We start from the raw sequence: 15,781 nt of genomic DNA on the forward strand, positions 1-15,781 counted from the left end.
GAACTCCTACAGATATTGGGGCCGACTTATCCTTGAGTGCGGCACCATTGGGCTGGATCGCTGGGGCGACCCTGCTGACGAATAGCAAAATACAACGCTGATGTGTCTTGACCGCCGCTATTGCCTACGGTGGATATTGCCTCACCGGCCTTCACGATGTCGCCTGCCGACTTGAGCAGGCTCTGGTTATGACCATACAGGCTCAGATATCCGTTGCCATGGTCGAGAATGACCAGAAGACCGGCGCCGCGCAACCAGTCAGCGAAAACCACACGCCCGCCATGCACGGCATGGACCTGGCTTCCGGCAGCAGCGCTGATCATCACACCATCCCACTTGGTCCGCTCGTCATCTCCACGGGCTTCACCAAAGCGGGCAAGCAATCGACCATCGACAGGCCAGGGAAGTTTACCTCTGGCTTCGGCAAAAGCGCCGCCGTACGACGCGCCGGCACTGGAAACCATGGCGCCGGGGGCTTTGACTGGCCGCTTCGGCGCGGGTTCATCATTATTTCGGCTGCTGCTGGCGGCACGCTGGCGCTGCTCTTCGGCTTCGCGGGCGGCAACCAGTGCTTTCTGACGCGCTTCCTCGGCTTCGCGAGCCTGACGGGCGAGGGTTTCCTCGATGGTCTTCAGCACCTTGGCCAGATCGGCCTGATCCTGCTGGCGCGCCTGGAGCTTCTGGTCCCGGGCCTTGTAATCCTGATTGATCTTGGCGAGTGCCTGCTGGCGTTCCTGGCGGACTTTGGCCAGTTCTTCGCTCTGGCTGTCCAGGTTGCTTTTCTGGACCAGCAATTGCGCCTGCTGCAGGTCGATGTCTTTCTCGACACTGGCCAGCTGGCGCAGGGTTTCATTGAAATTATTCAACTGGGTCAGCCGGGCCTGGCTGATGTAGTCGTAATAGGTGAGGGTGCGGGCGAATTTTTCGGGGTTCTGCTGGTTGAGCAGCAGTTTCAGGTATTCCTGACGGCCACTCTGATAGGCGGCACGGGCCTGGATGGCAATCAGGCGTTGCTGCTCAGCGCGAGCGGTGTTGAGTTTTTTTTTCTCACTGTCGAGCCGCTGGAGCTCGGTTTCGGTCTTTTTTAGTTCCTTTTGCAGGACCTCGACCTGCTTTTCCAGCTTACCCATTTCGGTTTCAGTGGCGCGAAGGTCCTTCTGGACGCCCGCTTTCTCTTCCTGGAGTTTGTTCAGGACTTTCTGCAGCTCGGCAACATCCTGGCGCGCAGCGTCTATCTGTTTTTGGGTTTGCGCACGCTCGTCATCGGCGAACGCCGGATTGAGCAGGCAAAGCAGGACAAGGGCAATCAAGGCGCGGAGCATGAGGGTGGGCGATACCGAGGAATTGTGAGAAAAAATGACAGGCCTAGTATGCCCGCCATACGGCACAAAAAAAACGCCCCGCAGCCACTGCTTTGGGGCCTGATACACAAAAAACCGGCATTTCCTGATGTCGAAATGCCGGTTCAGAGCCGCTTACTCCGCAACCAGAATCGAATGGCCGGTCATCTCTTGCGGCTTTTCCAGATCCATCAGTTGCAGCAGGGTCGGCGCGACATCGGCCAGAACCCCGCCTTCGCGGACTTTCAACGGACGCTTGCCGAAATAGATGAAAGGCACCGGCTCCGAGGTGTGCGCGGTGTGCGCCTGGCCTGTGGAGTCATCGGTCATCTGTTCGACGTTGCCGTGGTCGGCGGTAATCAGCGCTTCGCCGCCGACTTTTTCCAGGGCCTCGGTGATGCGGCCGACGCACAGGTCCAGGCATTCCACGGCCTTGATCGCCGCTTCCATCACGCCGCTATGCCCAACCATGTCGCCGTTGGCATAGTTGACGACGATCACGTCATAACGCTGGTTTTCAATGGCGTCGACAATCTTGTCGGTGACTTCCGGAGCGCTCATTTCCGGCTGCAGGTCGTAGGTGGCGACCTTTGGCGACGGGATCAGGATGCGCTCTTCGCCCGGGAACGGCTCTTCGCGGCCACCGGAGAAGAAGAACGTCACGTGGGCGTACTTTTCGGTCTCCGCGATGCGCAGCTGGGTCTTGCCGTTATCGGCCAGGTACTGGCCCAGCACGTTTTTCAGGCTGCCGGCAGCAAATGCCGATGGCGCGGGAATGCTGGCAGCGTATTGGGTCAGCATCACGTAGTTGACCTTCGGCTGACGGGCGCGCTCGAAATCCTTGAAATCGTCTTCGACGAAAACCCGGGTCAGCTCACGGGCACGGTCGGCGCGGAAGTTCATGAAGACCACGGCATCGCCGTCTTCGACCTTGACCGGTTCGCCGATGCGGGTGGCTTTGACGAATTCGTCGTTCTCGTCACGGGCGTAGGCCGCTTCCAGCCCGGCAACGCCGGTTTCAGCCTGGAATTCTGCCGTGCTGTCGACAATCAGGTTGTAGGCGGTGGACACGCGGTCCCAGCGATTGTCGCGGTCCATGGCGAAGTAACGGCCAATGATGGTCGCCGTACGGCCCTTGCCCAGGCGGGCGAAGGCTTCGTCCAGAAGCTCAAGGGAGCTTTTCGCGCTGCGCGGCGGGGTATCGCGGCCATCGAGGAAAGCGTGCAGGTAGATCTTGTCGGCCCCACGTTTTACCGCCAGTTCGGCCATGGCTATCAGGTGATCCTGGTGGCTGTGAACGCCGCCATCGGACAGCAGGCCCAGGATATGAACGGCCTTGCCGGCTTCAACGGCCTTGTCCACGGCCTTGCAGATGGTCGGGTTCTCGAAGAACTCGCCGTCGCGAATGGCCTTGGTCACCCGAGTGAAGTCCTGATAAACCACACGCCCGGCACCCAGGTTCATATGGCCGACTTCGGAGTTGCCCATCTGCCCGTCCGGCAGGCCCACATCCATGCCCGAACCTGAAATCAGGCCGTGGGGCATGGTTTTGTAGAGACGATCCATGACTGGCATCTTGGCGGCCAGAATGGCGTTGCCTTCAGGGTTTTCGCTGTGTCCGAAGCCATCCAGGATGATAAGGACCAGAGGTTTTGGGGTGGCAGTCATAGAACCCACTCGAGGCTGGTTAAAGAAAGTACAAAAAAGATCCGCATTTTAGGGGCAAGTTCAAACCACGTCACTGCCGCACGGACTTTGGCGCACCTTGGGTGCTGTGTATACTGGCCGACATTTTAACGCCCTGGAACCTACTGATGGTTGCTCATCTGCTTGAATTCGCCACTAACCACTACCTGATCACCGGTGCTTTCTTCATTCTGCTGGCCCTGCTGATTGCCTATGAATTGAGCAAGGGCGGTCGCAGCCTGAGCACACGCGAGCTGACAGCTCTGGTCAACAGCGACCAGGGCGTGGTTATCGACGTGCGCTCCACCAAGGATTTCGCGACTGGCCATATCGTCGGCTCCCTGAATTTTCCGCAGGACAAAGTGCTCACCCGCACGTCTGAACTGCAAAAACACAAGGACAAGACGTTGATCATAGTCGATGCATTCGGGCAGCATGCAGGCAGCACAGCCCGCGAGCTTCTGAAGTCGGGTTTCAAGGCAGCCAAATTGTCTGGCGGTATTTCCAGCTGGCGCGCCGATAACTTGCCTTTGGTGAAATGAAATGCCTGAAGTCATCGTCTACTCCAGCGACTATTGCCCCTATTGCACACGCGCCAAGCAGTTGCTGCAAAGCAAGCGAGTTGCCTTCAACGAGATAAGAGTCGATGGCAAACCGCAGGTTCGCGCCGAAATGGTTGCGAAGGCTGGTCGCACCTCTGTACCGCAGATCTGGATCGGTTCCAGGCATGTCGGCGGCTGCGACGACCTCTTTGCCCTTGAGCGCGCAGGTAAGCTCGATCAGTGGCTTGAAAACTGAGTTCAACTTCACACCCTATTTTTCATAAGGATTCGACATGACCGAGCAATCGACCAACGGCGTTACCAACGAAGAAAACTCCCCTCAGTTTTCCTTGCAGCGTATTTATGTTCGCGACCTGTCGTTCGAAGCACCGAAAAGCCCGGCAATCTTCCGTCAGGAGTGGACTCCAAGCGTCAGCCTGGACCTCAACACCCGTCAGAAGCCGCTGGAAGGCGACTTCTACGAAGTGGTGCTGACCCTGTCTGTGACGGTGAATAACGGTGATGAAGTTGCCTTCATCGTTGAAGTCCAGCAAGCCGGTATCTTCCTGATCAAGGGCCTGGACGACGCTTCCCTGAGCCACACCCTGGGCGCGTTCTGCCCGAACCTGCTGTTCCCTTACGCTCGTGAAGCGATCGACAACCTGGTTGTTCGTGGCTCGTTCCCTGCGCTGATGCTGTCCCCGGTCAACTTCGACGCGCTGTACGCTCAAGAGCTGCAACGCATGCAGGAAGCCGGCGAAACGCCAACCGTGCAGTAAATAAAAAAAGCGCCTTCCGAGGCGCTTTTTTGTATGTGGTCTTGTCGCGAGCAAGCTCAGCCTTTGCCTTTGGTCCGCGTCATATGTGGCCCGCTGTTCTTCTCCAGATACTCGATGATCATGCCGGCCACGTCCTTGCTGGTCGTCACTTCGATACCTTCCAGCCCCGGCGACGAGTTCACTTCCATGACCAGCGGACCATGGTTGGAGCGCAGGATATCCACGCCCGCGACACTCAGGCCCATGACCTTGGCGGCGCGAAGGGCGGTCATGCGTTCCTGCGGGGTGATCTTGATCAGGCTGGCGCTGCCGCCACGGTGCAGGTTGGAGCGGAACTCGCCCGGCTTGGCTTGACGCTTCATCGACGCTATGACCTTGTCGCCGACCACGAAGCAGCGGATATCCGCGCCGCCCGCTTCCTTTATGTACTCCTGAACCATGATGTCCTGCTTGAGGCCCATGAATGCCTCGATCACCGACTCGGCGGCGGTCGCTGTTTCACACAGCACGACGCCTATGCCTTGAGTGCCTTCGAGCACCTTGATGACCAGTGGTGCGCCGTTGACCATCTGGATCAGGTCGGGAATATCATCCGGTGAGTGGGCAAAACCGGTGACCGGCAGGCCGATGCCACGGCGCGACAGCAATTGCAGCGAGCGCAGCTTGTCCCGGGAACGGGCAATGGCCACCGACTCATTGAGCGGGAACACGCCCATCATTTCGAACTGGCGCAACACCGCACAGCCATAGAACGTTACCGAAGCGCCGATGCGCGGGATGACCGCATCGAAGCCTTCCAGCGGCTTGCCGCGATAGTGGATCTGCGGCTTGTGGCTGGCGATGTTCATATAGGCGCGCAGGGTGTCGATCACCACCATCTCGTGGCCACGCTCGATACCAGCTTCGACCAGACGACGGGTGGAATACAGACGCGGATTACGCGAAAGCACAGCGATCTTCATGCAGCACCTGAGGAAGTAGAGGCCGGGAACACCGGCTTTTCTTGAACGTAAGTAATGCCCGGATTGACCACCAGCTGGCCGTCGATCAAGGCGTTTGAACCCAATAGCAGCCGATAGCGCATCGACTTGCGGCAGGCCAGGGTGAATTCCACCGGCCAGACGCGATCACCCAGGGCCAGCGTGGTGCGGATCACATAGCGAACCTGCGCCTGGCCATTGGAGCTTTTGATCGTTTTCATGGCGACCAGTTGGGCCTCGCATCGGCGATGACGCAACTGCACCACGGTGCCCAGATGGGCATTGAAACGAACCCATTTCTGGCCGTCGCGTTCAAACGGTTCGATCTCGGTGGCGTGCAGGCTTGAAGTGCTTGCGCCGGTATCGATTTTTGCCCGCAGGCCCGCTACCCCCAGATCGGGTAGCGCCACCCACTCACGCAGGCCGACAACTGTCAGATGATCGAATGTCTTCAACGCGATTCCATATGATTCAAGACGTCTTCCAGACACCAGGATCAACCTGGGCCAGTGCTTTGAACGCAGGCCTGGCGAACCAGTAGCCTTGCATCAGGAAAATTCCGCAGTCAGCGAGAAAGTCCCGTTCTTCGGCGTGTTCGATGCCTTCGGCGATCACTGTAACGCCCAACTCCGCACACATTGTGACAACACCACGAACGATAGCCTGACGTGCCCGATCACGGTGGATGTTGCGAATCAAATCCATGTCGAGTTTTATCAGATCGGGCTGGAAGTTCGCCAGAAGCGTCAGCCCGGCATGGCCGGCGCCGAAATCGTCGATGGCGGTCATGAAACCGAATTCGCGATATTCGCGCAAAATATTACTCAAATGGCCATCGTTATTTACATGCTCGGTTTCCAGCGTTTCGAATATGAGGTTCTCAAGCGGGAAGTTGTGCTGGCGAGCGGCTTCCAGGGTGGTGCGGATGCACAGCTCGGGACGGTACACGGCATTGGGCAGGAAGTTGATCGATAAACGCTCGGTCATTCCCAGTTGTGCCGCGCCTGCGATGGCCTTGGTGCGACAGCCCTGGTCGAAGCGGTAGCGGTTGGTGTCCGTGACCTTGTCGAGAACCGAATAGGCACCCTCGCCATTGGGGCCTCTGACCAGTGCTTCATGCGCAAATATCGACTGGTCGCGCAGGTCCACGATCGGCTGGTAGGCAAACTCGAACGAGAAGTCCAGTTCCGGGCTGCCGGTGCAGCCTTCACAGCCCTTTCTGGGGGCGGTCAATGAGGTCGGGAACTCTGTCATGTCGCTCTTCCATGCTGAGGTTGGGAACAAATTCGCACTGACCGGCTTTGACACGCAAGGATTGATTGCTTCATGTTCGACAGGGCGCAGGGAGTGTACGTAGACCGGCGACTGCATGCAGTCACTTTCTATAATGAATCCGATAGTTCTGACTGTTTCACGAGTGAGGAATTCACATGGCGAAAAAGACTGAAGAAGACGATGACAAGGTTCGTCTGGACAAATGGCTATGGGCGGCGCGTTTCTTCAAGACCCGTGCATTGGCCAAGGCGGCTATAGAAAGCGGCAAGGTGCATTGTCGTGGCGAGCGTTGCAAGCCAGGCAAGGAGCCTCATATCGGTGACGAGATTCTGGTGCGCACCGGTTTCGATGAGCGCACGGTCGTGGTTGAAGCGTTGTCCATCGTGCGACGTGGCGCGCCCGAGGCACAAACCCTGTATCGCGAAACACCCGACAGCATCGCAAAACGTGAACACGCAGCCGCACAACGCAAGGCGGGCAACCTGAGCGTGACCACCGACGGGCGACCGACCAAGAAGCAGCGTCGCCAGCTTTTCGAGTTTCACGGCAGCAATCACGGCGACTGAAACTGTGCGCCAGTAATCAGCACGAATCGCCATCCGGCTTGGAAGAGCGCTCCGTAGCCCATAAAATGTCCTGCAACGGTATGGCAGAGTGCATCCATGGATGCCTGACACTGCCATCAATTGTCATTCCTTCAGATACCTTCTTCTTATGCATGATTTACCGGACATCGACTTCACCCAGCGCTTCATCTTTGACGAAAGCGACGTTCGTGGAGAGCTGGTCGCGCTGGAGCGCAGTTACGCCGAAGTGCTTGCCAAGCACCCCTACCCGGAGCCGGTCGCGCAACTGCTCGGCGAGCTGATGGCCGCTGCTGCCTTGCTGGTAGGTACACTGAAATTCGACGGCCTGCTGATTCTGCAGGCGCGCTCCAGCGGCGCTGTGCCGCTGCTGATGGTCGAGTGCTCCAGCGAGCGGGAATTGCGCGGCATTGCCCGTTATGACGAATCCCTGATCGTTCCGGGCGCCGGCCTGCAAGACCTGATGCCTGAAGGTTCGCTGACCCTGACCGTGGACCCGAAGAAGGGCAAGCGTTATCAGGGCATCGTGGCTCTGGACGGCGTCGACCTGTCGGAAAGCCTCTCCAGCTACTTCGTGATGTCCGAGCAGCTTGGCACCCGCTTCTGGCTCAAGGCCGACGGACATCGCGCCCGTGGTCTATTGTTGCAACAGCTTCCCGTGGCACAGATCACCGACCCCGAAGAGCGCGACGCCAGTTGGGAACATGTCATCACCCTGGCCAGCACCCTGTCGGCCGAGGAATTGCTGGGCCTGGACAACCAGACCATCCTGCATCGCCTGTACCACGAAGACCCGGTTCGCCTGTTCGATATCCAGCCGATCTGCTTCCGGTGCAGTTGCTCGCGCGAGCGTTCCGCCAATGCGCTGGTCAGCCTGGGTCTGGAGGATGCGCAGCAACTGGTTCAGGAGCATGCAGGCGCGATCGAGATCGACTGCCAGTTCTGTAATGAGCGCTATTTGTTCGATGCCGCTGACGTCGCCCAGCTGTTTGCTGGCGGTGGTGTCGATTCTCCATCTGACACGCGCCACTAATCGCGAGAGAAACTGTCTCAGAACATCGTGTGGGCGGTTGTAATGCGGTTCTGACAGGAGGGTCCTACCATTTTTGGGCTTTTCTGGCATAATCCCGCCCACTTTTCCGCTGTAGTAGTGGTTGTTTTTTTACTACAAAACCGTTTGAAGCACTCGGCCACTGGCCGACGGGGACCCTGATGACGCAAGCAAACAACGCTGTGTACACCGATCTGAGCATCGACGAACTGGTCAAGGAAGCCCTTGCCCGTGGTGAAGGCGAGCTTTCCGACACCGGCGCGCTGGTTGTGCAAACAGGCCATCGCACTGGCCGCTCGCCAGCCGATCGTTTCATCGTTGAAGAGCCGAGCACTCAGGACGCAATCGCCTGGGGCACGATCAACCGCAAGTTCCCGGCTGACAAATTCGATGCTCTGTGGGACCGCGTTGCGGCCTATCTGAGCGAGCGCGAGCGTTTCGTTTCCCACGTTCATGTAGGTTCCGATCCTGCGCACTACCTGCCAGTCAAGATGACCACCGAGACTGCATGGCACAACCTGTTTGGCCGTTGCCTGTTCATCAACCCTGAGCAGTACAACCCGGCCGAGAAGGACCAGTGGCAGATCCAGAACGCCCCATGGTTCGTTTGCGAGCCAGAGCGTGATGGCACCAATTCCGACGGCACCGTCATCATCAACTTCGCCGCCAAGAAAGTGCTGATCGCTGGCATGCGCTACGCCGGCGAAATGAAGAAAGCCCTGTTCTCGGTCCAGAACTTCCTGCTGCCAGCAGTCGACGTTCTGCCGATGCACTGTGCGGCCAACATGGGCGAAGAGGGCGACGTGACCCTGTTCTTCGGCCTGTCCGGCACTGGCAAGACCACCCTGTCCGCTGACGAAAGCCGTTACCTGATCGGTGACGACGAACACGGCTGGGGCGTGGGCGTTGTGTTCAACATCGAAGGCGGTTGCTATGCCAAGTGCATCGACCTGTCCGAGAAAAACGAGCCTGTCATCTGGAAAGCCATCCAGCACGGCGCCGTACTGGAAAACGTCGTTCTGGACCCGGTCACCAAGAAAGCCGACTACGCCGACGACAGCCTGACCCAGAACAGCCGCGCAGCTTACCCGCGTGAACTGATCGAAAAACGCGCACCGCTGAACCTGGGCGGCGAGCCAAACGCCGTGATCTTCCTGACCTGCGACCTGACCGGCGTCCTGCCACCGGTGTCGATCCTCAGCGAAGAACAGGCTGCCTACCACTTCCTGTCGGGTTACACCGCACTGGTCGGCTCCACCGAAATGGGCTCGGGCGCTGGTATCAAGTCCACCTTCTCCACCTGCTTCGGCGCACCGTTCTTCCCGCGTCCGGCTGGCGAATACGCAGAGCTGCTGATCAAGCGCATCCGCGGCTTCGGCTCCAAGGTCTACCTGGTCAACACCGGCTGGACCGGCGGCGGCTACGGCGTCGGCAAACGCTTCAACATCCCGACCACTCGTGGCGTGATTGCAGCGATCCAGAGCGGCGCGCTGATCGGTGCAGAAACCGAGCACCTGGACACCATCAACCTCGACGTACCGAAGCTGGTACCAGGCGTTGAAACCGGTCTGCTGAACCCACGCAACACCTGGGCTGACAAAGCTGCCTACGACGAGGCCGCCAAAGGCCTGGCTGGTCTGTTCATCGAGAACTTCAAGAAGTTCGACGTGAGCGACGCCATCAAGGCTGCTGGTCCGAAGTTGTAATTCGGGTCAGTTGCACAAAAAACCGCCCTTCGGGGCGGTTTTTTATTTGGGGCTGCGGCGTGAAGTGAGTTTCCGTGGGAGGGAGCTTGCTCGCGACGGGGCCGGTGAAGTCAGCACACATTTCAGCGCCCGAAGATCGCTTCGCGGCTAAAGCCACTCCTACCCGGTTTGCGGTGATTCTGTGGATATTTTTATTGCCCCGTCGCGAGCAAGCTCCCTCCCACGAGGGTTTGGCTCAAGAAATGTGACGATTCCGAAAGACTCATCCGTATCTTCTGCGTGAAACTTCCCTGACAATCCAACCCCGCTTGTGCCTACAAAATCCGGAAACTAGGCTGCGTTCCGTCGCTGACAAATCAGCGATCGGGTGTGGAAACCTGTTCTTTTCTGTAGGCGCACAAGCGTCACCAAGTTGCTTGCCGGATATGTAATCGGCGAATGCACTATGGCGGCTATGTGCGGGCAGACTTCGGTCTGGCCGGGTGCCTACAGCCTGGTTTTCCACCCCGTTCATAGCTGCCACCTTTTGCCGTGTGGAAACGGTAAGGGATGGCTCCGGAATGTGTAGGAGCTTCATCATGCTCAAAGCAACCCCCGAACCCATCTGAAGCCTTCGCGAATGAATTCGCTCCCACAACATCAACGCAAACCGTGTAGGAGCGGCTTTAGCCGCGAAGCGATTTTTCAGGCGCTGAAATATGTGCTGATTTCAGCTGTAAAGTCGCGAGCAAGCTCCCTCCCACGAGGGTTTGGCTCAAAAAATGTGACGATTTCGAAAGACTCATCCGTATCTTCTGCGTGAAACTTCCCTGACAATCCAACCCCGCTTGTGCCTGCCAAATCCGGGAACTAGGCTGCGTCCCGTCGCTGCAAAATCAGCGATCGGGTGTGAGAACCCGTCTTTAGTAGGCACATTGGCTCGTCAGTGCGTCGTCGATTGTTGGCGTACGTTTCATGGCGGCTGTGTGCAGGCAGACTCAGGTCTGGCCGGGTGCCTACTGTCCGGTTTCTCACCCTGTACACAGTTGCCACCCTTTGCCGTGTGAGAGCGACAAACGATGGCTCCGACAATCAGTAGGAGAAATCGAAATGCTAAAAGTAACCCCCGACCCACCCATCAAACTCGAAGAAACCCTCCTGCGGGTTTCCAACCTCTTGCGCAGTGCTTCGGCTGCGGCCTATGAAACCGGTGACCAGCTCAGTGGCCAGAAACGTGATCTGGCGTTTTCGGTGATCTATCTGGTGGAAATGGCTCATGCGCTGGTTGAGCGTTCGCTAAACAAGATTGAGGTGACCTGAGGCCTTCGCGAATGAATTCGCTCCTACAGCGCCGGGTAGGAGCGACTTCAGTCGCGAAGCTCTTCAACTGCCAAGGCTTAAATCGCGCCTCAGGGCCTCGACGCAGAAGTCTACAAAGGCGCGCACCTTGGATGATCCACGGCGACCTTCCAGATAGACCACATGCACGGGCTCCGGGGCAATTTCAAAGGCTTCCAGCACGCATTGGATGTTCCCATTCTGCAGGTGCTCACGTACCTGGTACGACGACACCTGAGTCAGCCCCCAGTTTTGCATCATTGCGCTGATGGCTGCGTTGAAGGACGTCAGGCGAAGTCTTGAAGCAACGTCTACTGAATGGTCGCGTCCATCGACCCGGAAAGCCCATTTGGCTGAGCGTTCGGAAGCTGATGTTGAAATGGTTGAATGCAGCCGCAGATCGTCAGGGTGTTGCGGGGTGCCATGCGCCGATAGATAGGCTGTGGATGCACAAACCATGCGGCGTAAGCTGCCGACAGGAATAGCCGTCAGTGATGAATCGGGCAGGGCACCGATTCGTATGGCTACGTCGATGCCTTCATCCAGCATGTGGACGACTCTATCCACCAGGATGGCGCGAATGTCTACGGTGGGGTGCTTTTCAAGAAAGCGAGTCAGCACCGGCGTGACGTGCAATGCGCCAAACATCTGTGGTGCTGTGATCGTCAGTAGACCACTGGGATTGGCGTGGACACCTGCCGCTGCGCTTTGCGCTTCATCGAGGTCTGCAAGCAACCGACGGCAGTCTGTGGCAAAGCGTTGTCCTGCTTCCGTAAGGCGCAGGCTGCGGGTTGTGCGCACGACCAGCAGAACTCCCAGGCGGCTTTCCAGTTGAGCGATTGCACGAGTCACCGTGGCGGTAGAAAGACCGAAATGGCGAGCCACGCTGGCGAAGCTGGATTGCTCCGCCACAGCGGAGAAAAGGGTCATTTCCTGAATTCGGTCCATAGTTTTCCTGTCGGTATTGCAGTATCTGCAACAGTGAATTGACGTACGTGGTCATTCTCTGCGAATTACGCAATGCCTAGTATGGACCTCAATTCCATTCTGTTGAGGTTTAACCATGAACCATTCCAACTCCCGGACGGGCAGTGACACGCTGGATGTCAGCCGGCGCAAAATCCTCATGGCATCGGCAGTGGGGGCTGCTTCGGCGCTTGTCGTTTCGGCGGCAGGTGCTGCCGGAGCTACCGCTCAAGGTTCTGCTTCCAGAAAAAGCGCTTTGCCCGTTGATGATGCCTTCCGTATTACGTTCAAAACACAAAAGGTTGGCGAGGTCGAGGTGTTCTATCGCGAAGCCGGCCCCAAGGATGCGCCGGTGTTGTTGCTGTTGCACGGCTTCCCGACATCCAGCCACATGTTCCGTAACCTGATGCCGTTGCTGGCAAGTCAGTACCGCGTGATCGCGCCAGACCTGCCAGGTTTCGGTAACACCAAAGCACCACCGCGCGGTCAGTTTGATTACACCTTTGAAAACCTCTACAAGGTAATCGAAGGCTTTACCCAGGCTCTGGATCTGAAGAAATACAGCCTCTACATTTTCGATTACGGCGCGCCCACAGGCCTGCGTCTTGCCGTCGCCAATCCTGAAAAAGTCACGGCCATCATCAGTCAGAACGGAAATGCCTACATGGAAGGCTTCAGCGATCAATGGGGGGCTTGGCAATCCTATTGGCGCGAACCGACGGCGGCCAATCGTGAGGCATGCCGTGCTTCGTTATCGCCGGAAACGATCCGTGACTGGCAATATGGAACGGGCTCCGATCCGAGAAAACTGTCACCGGACGGCTATAACCTGGACATCCTTTACATGGCGCGGCCGGGCGCGGAAGAGATTCAGCTCGATCTGATACTCGACTATCGTAGCAACGTGGCAGCCTATCCGGCATTTCAGCAGTATTTGCGCAAACACCAGCCGCCATTGCTGGCTGTCTGGGGCAAGCATGATCCGGCCTTTATCCCGCCAGGAGCCGAGGCGTATCGTAAGGATATTCCGACTGCCGAAGTTCATCTTCTGGACGCAGGACACTTCGCTCTGGAAACCCACGCTCCGGAGGTTGCCGGGTACATTCGCGATTTCCTTTCACGAAAGCTGAAAGCCTGACACGGCTCAATAACAGGGCTCACCCCAACGGATTGAACCCTTCACCTGCGCTGCAATAACGTTGCTGCGCAGCCTTGCTTGAGCCGGCATGGCTTCGGTCCCATTGCCGGCTCCAGCTTTTGCATTGCTCTCTGAAATACACCTTCGCGCCTTTTCGGCATTCGCGGTATTCGATCGAGCCTCTGGGCCAGTTGGTGCAGACGCTGCTGCCTTCAATGCGGTTGTCGGTGATGCTCCAGACCGCCCGGTAGGTGCGCTTTTTATCCCATTGGTTCACAGTCGCCCATTCGACGCTTTCCACGCTGGCGCGTCCGGCTTGTGGCGCTTGCTGGTCGGCCATGTATTGCGCCATGAACCTGTCGGACACCATGCCCTGGGCCTCATGGTTTTGGGTCGCCCGGGGGAACTGGCCAAAGCGGCAGGTTGCAACGGCTTCGTCGATGACATTGTCCGGGCCTATGCAATCGGCCAGCGGTTGAGGGCGTTGTGAGGTTTGAGCGGGCGCGGGAGAGACAGTGGTCTGCGTGACCTTGTGAATCGGAGGGGAGGCGGAATTGTTCGCGATCAGCCGCAAGACACCGCTGTAATACAGTACGCCATAGCTGCTCAGGGCCATGAATATGAGCAAGGCCAACAGGTTGCGGTAGAACGTCGAAAAGTTCGATGAGTGGCGTCGCACGTAATGCGCTGCGTCTTCCTCATCGGCACTGAAGTGCTCGTATGAGTTGCGTTTTTCTTGCATGGCATCCATTCACATAGTTGCGCGTCCCGTGCGCTGAGTCGAGAGCGTAAACGGGATGGATGCCGTTTGCCAGCGTTAGCTAACGTTCACTACATGAAACGGGGACAGGCAATGTGCTTGTACGCGTGATTGCCTGCTCAGACTTCTTTACTGTCCGATACGTTGACTGCGCTGTTCTTCCCGCTATTGAAAATATCCAGAGCCGAACTGTCGCCCGCTGTCAGGTTGGCCACATAGTTACTGGGGTATTGTGCTTTTTCTATCGGCGGCAGGTCGTTGTAATGCGCGAGCATTTCGACCAGTGTGTTGGTGCTCTTGCCGGTTTCGTTGTATTCGTCTACGTATTGTTTGGCAATAGCCCTTTTCCATACTTGCTCACGGTCGTGGTTTTCGGAAAATGCTGCATTGCGCTCGTTGATGGTGTAATCACCACTTTCATCGTAAATGACTAATCGCAACTGATCCTGGGACAAGCTGGCAAAAGGGTTTGCGCCAGTACCATTCATGAATTGTGTCGCTTGCTTGGCTCTTTCCAGCAGTTCGGGATCATCGGTGTCCGGAACTTCGGCATCGTGAATCTTTCGGTTATCCGAGTATTCGGGGCCAACAAGTTTATAAATGATGCTGGTAGCCAGTTTTCCCAGCTCTTTGCTGCCCAGTGTCGAGTCACGAGATTCGGCGCGAGCGGCACTGTCATTCAGCTGTTTGGCCAGGGTTGAGAGTGTTGCTGTGTCCGAATTTTCCGTTTTTGAAGACAGTGCTTTCGGATCGACACTGACCGTGGCCACGGAAGCCGTTTTTGCGACGGTCTTGATCGTGTTGCTGGCAAGAAAAGACGAGATGGAGTTGGTATCGATCATATGTGCTTCCTCGCAGCGGTGATCCTGTCCATGGTTCTATCGCCACTGTGTCGGCATGAGAGGAGCAAGCTTTAGTTTTTGTCGCAGGAGCGTGTGCATCAGGCGCTGATGCACACGTGTACAGGCTTATTTCATTGTGAATTCAGCAGACCAGGCGTAAGTGGACAGGTTGGTGACGCTAGAGGTTGCTGTGCAGACGGCGCCGCCGCTAGGCGTCGCTGTACGGGTCCATTTCGGGACTTTCACGCCACCTGTTGAAATGGCGTTGATGAAGGTTGTTGAGAATACACAGACCTTTGTTCCGATGGCGTAGCGAACGCTGGCATAGCCTGAGTCTGGCAAAGCGGTTTGAACAACATAGGTGTCAGAGCCGCCGGCAGCGACAACGGCATCGATCGTCTCCTTGGCGTTCAACTGGGTCGATCGCTCATTGGTAGAAACAACCTTGTATTCCGCAGCAGCCGTTCCCAGATTCTTGAACGTCACAGTAACCGGTGGACCCGCCTGTGCGGTTGCAGCGACAGTCATTGTGGCCAGTGCAAGAGAAGACAACAGCAGTTTTGAAAGTTTCATAGCAGTAAAGCTCCTTGAGTAAAAGTGTCAACTTCTTGTTGTAGGTGCGTATGAAAATAAAGCGATGGCCCGCCGTCATGCCGGGTTTTCATGGTGTTACAAGTATGGATGCAGAGGCGAGAAGAGTGCGGGGTAACCAGCGGGCAATAAAACATGCACATTTCCCTGTGCCGATACTGATATGAATACTCAGCATCACTCTATCCACGGCAGGGTTTGTATCATGGACAATACAAAAGCGG

17 protein-coding genes are annotated in these 15,781 nt (G+C 57.2%); 8 read left to right on the top strand and 9 right to left on the bottom strand.

What is annotated here, in order from left to right:
- Nucleotides 1-26: 26 nt before the first annotated feature.
- The gene (locus tag CKW23_RS20895) at nucleotides 27-1,322 is read right to left on the bottom strand and encodes a murein hydrolase activator EnvC (protein ID WP_095068294.1); all 1,296 of its coding nucleotides are present in this window, start codon (nucleotides 1,320-1,322) and stop codon (nucleotides 27-29) included.
- Nucleotides 1,323-1,475: 153 nt separating this feature from the next.
- The gene (gene gpmI, locus CKW23_RS20900; protein ID WP_095068272.1) at nucleotides 1,476-3,008 is read right to left on the bottom strand and encodes a 2,3-bisphosphoglycerate-independent phosphoglycerate mutase; all 1,533 of its coding nucleotides are present in this window, start codon (nucleotides 3,006-3,008) and stop codon (nucleotides 1,476-1,478) included.
- Nucleotides 3,009-3,154: 146 nt separating this feature from the next.
- On the opposite strand from gpmI, the gene CKW23_RS20905 reads away from it, so the two are divergent.
- From CKW23_RS20905 to secB, 3 genes are read left to right on the top strand one after another with little or no spacing between them, the layout of a single operon-like run.
- On the top strand, nucleotides 3,155-3,568 hold the full coding sequence (locus tag CKW23_RS20905; protein WP_025262431.1) for a rhodanese-like domain-containing protein: 414 nt from the start codon (nucleotides 3,155-3,157) through the stop codon (nucleotides 3,566-3,568).
- A gap of 1 nt (nucleotide 3,569) precedes the next feature.
- Nucleotides 3,570-3,824, top strand: coding sequence for a glutaredoxin 3 (gene grxC / locus CKW23_RS20910; RefSeq protein WP_025262430.1), 255 nt, complete (start codon nucleotides 3,570-3,572; stop codon nucleotides 3,822-3,824).
- Nucleotides 3,825-3,861: 37 nt separating this feature from the next.
- Nucleotides 3,862-4,347, top strand: a complete 486-nt coding sequence (gene secB / locus CKW23_RS20915; RefSeq protein ID WP_025262429.1) for a protein-export chaperone SecB — start codon at nucleotides 3,862-3,864, stop codon at nucleotides 4,345-4,347.
- 56 nt (nucleotides 4,348-4,403) lie between these two features.
- Here secB and rimK read toward each other — a convergent pair whose 3' ends face one another.
- Genes rimK through CKW23_RS20930 form a run of 3 tightly spaced genes read right to left on the bottom strand, consistent with a single transcriptional unit; the run spans nucleotide 4,404 to nucleotide 6,581 of the window.
- The gene (gene rimK, locus CKW23_RS20920; protein ID WP_025262428.1) at nucleotides 4,404-5,309 is read right to left on the bottom strand and encodes a 30S ribosomal protein S6--L-glutamate ligase; all 906 of its coding nucleotides are present in this window, start codon (nucleotides 5,307-5,309) and stop codon (nucleotides 4,404-4,406) included.
- Nucleotides 5,306-5,749, bottom strand: coding sequence for an ATP-dependent zinc protease (locus tag CKW23_RS20925; protein WP_176767553.1), 444 nt, complete (start codon nucleotides 5,747-5,749; stop codon nucleotides 5,306-5,308). Before CKW23_RS20925 ends, rimK begins: the two co-directional genes overlap by 4 nt.
- Nucleotides 5,750-5,798: 49 nt before the next feature.
- Nucleotides 5,799-6,581, bottom strand: coding sequence for an EAL domain-containing protein (locus CKW23_RS20930; protein WP_025262426.1), 783 nt, complete (start codon nucleotides 6,579-6,581; stop codon nucleotides 5,799-5,801).
- A 176-nt stretch (nucleotides 6,582-6,757) separates the two neighbouring features.
- On the opposite strand from CKW23_RS20930, the gene CKW23_RS20935 reads away from it, so the two are divergent.
- The 4 genes from CKW23_RS20935 (at nucleotide 6,758) to CKW23_RS20950 (ending at nucleotide 11,242) form a co-directional block, all read left to right on the top strand.
- Nucleotides 6,758-7,168 carry an RNA-binding S4 domain-containing protein gene (locus CKW23_RS20935; protein ID WP_025262425.1) on the top strand — a complete coding sequence of 137 codons (411 nt, stop codon included), beginning with the start codon at nucleotides 6,758-6,760 and terminating at the stop codon, nucleotides 7,166-7,168.
- Between the two features lie 148 nt (nucleotides 7,169-7,316).
- Nucleotides 7,317-8,219, top strand: coding sequence for an Hsp33 family molecular chaperone HslO (hslO, locus tag CKW23_RS20940; protein ID WP_025262424.1), 903 nt, complete (start codon nucleotides 7,317-7,319; stop codon nucleotides 8,217-8,219).
- 179 nt (nucleotides 8,220-8,398) lie between these two features.
- Nucleotides 8,399-9,943 carry a phosphoenolpyruvate carboxykinase gene (locus CKW23_RS20945; RefSeq protein WP_095068273.1) on the top strand — a complete coding sequence of 515 codons (1,545 nt, stop codon included), beginning with the start codon at nucleotides 8,399-8,401 and terminating at the stop codon, nucleotides 9,941-9,943.
- Nucleotides 9,944-11,032: 1,089 nt separating this feature from the next.
- Complete coding sequence (locus tag CKW23_RS20950) at nucleotides 11,033-11,242, top strand: DUF6124 family protein (protein WP_095068274.1); 210 nt, start codon at nucleotides 11,033-11,035, stop codon at nucleotides 11,240-11,242.
- A gap of 63 nt (nucleotides 11,243-11,305) precedes the next feature.
- Here the strand turns inward: CKW23_RS20950 and CKW23_RS20955 are convergent, their stop codons facing one another.
- A complete protein-coding gene (locus CKW23_RS20955; RefSeq protein WP_095068275.1) occupies nucleotides 11,306-12,208 on the bottom strand; it encodes a LysR substrate-binding domain-containing protein in 903 nt (300 codons plus the stop codon).
- A 274-nt stretch (nucleotides 12,209-12,482) separates the two neighbouring features.
- Here CKW23_RS20955 and CKW23_RS20960 point away from each other — a divergent pair, with 274 nt between their 5' ends.
- Nucleotides 12,483-13,364 (top strand): alpha/beta fold hydrolase, encoded by an 882-nt coding sequence (locus tag CKW23_RS20960; protein ID WP_025262420.1) that lies wholly within the window; start codon nucleotides 12,483-12,485, stop codon nucleotides 13,362-13,364.
- A gap of 19 nt (nucleotides 13,365-13,383) precedes the next feature.
- Here the strand turns inward: CKW23_RS20960 and CKW23_RS20965 are convergent, their stop codons facing one another.
- The 3 genes from CKW23_RS20965 to CKW23_RS20975 form a co-directional block, all read right to left on the bottom strand.
- A complete protein-coding gene (locus CKW23_RS20965; RefSeq protein WP_095068295.1) occupies nucleotides 13,384-13,980 on the bottom strand; it encodes a hypothetical protein in 597 nt (198 codons plus the stop codon).
- Nucleotides 13,981-14,243: 263 nt separating this feature from the next.
- Nucleotides 14,244-14,966, bottom strand: a complete 723-nt coding sequence (locus CKW23_RS20970) for a hypothetical protein (protein ID WP_095068276.1) — start codon at nucleotides 14,964-14,966, stop codon at nucleotides 14,244-14,246.
- Nucleotides 14,967-15,092: 126 nt separating this feature from the next.
- Complete coding sequence (locus tag CKW23_RS20975; RefSeq protein ID WP_095068277.1) at nucleotides 15,093-15,539, bottom strand: hypothetical protein; 447 nt, start codon at nucleotides 15,537-15,539, stop codon at nucleotides 15,093-15,095.
- Between the last annotated feature and the right edge of the window lie 242 nt (nucleotides 15,540-15,781).

This window comes from Pseudomonas sp. Irchel 3A18, assembly GCF_900187465.1.
Lineage (GTDB): Bacteria > Pseudomonadota > Gammaproteobacteria > Pseudomonadales > Pseudomonadaceae > Aquipseudomonas > Aquipseudomonas cichorii.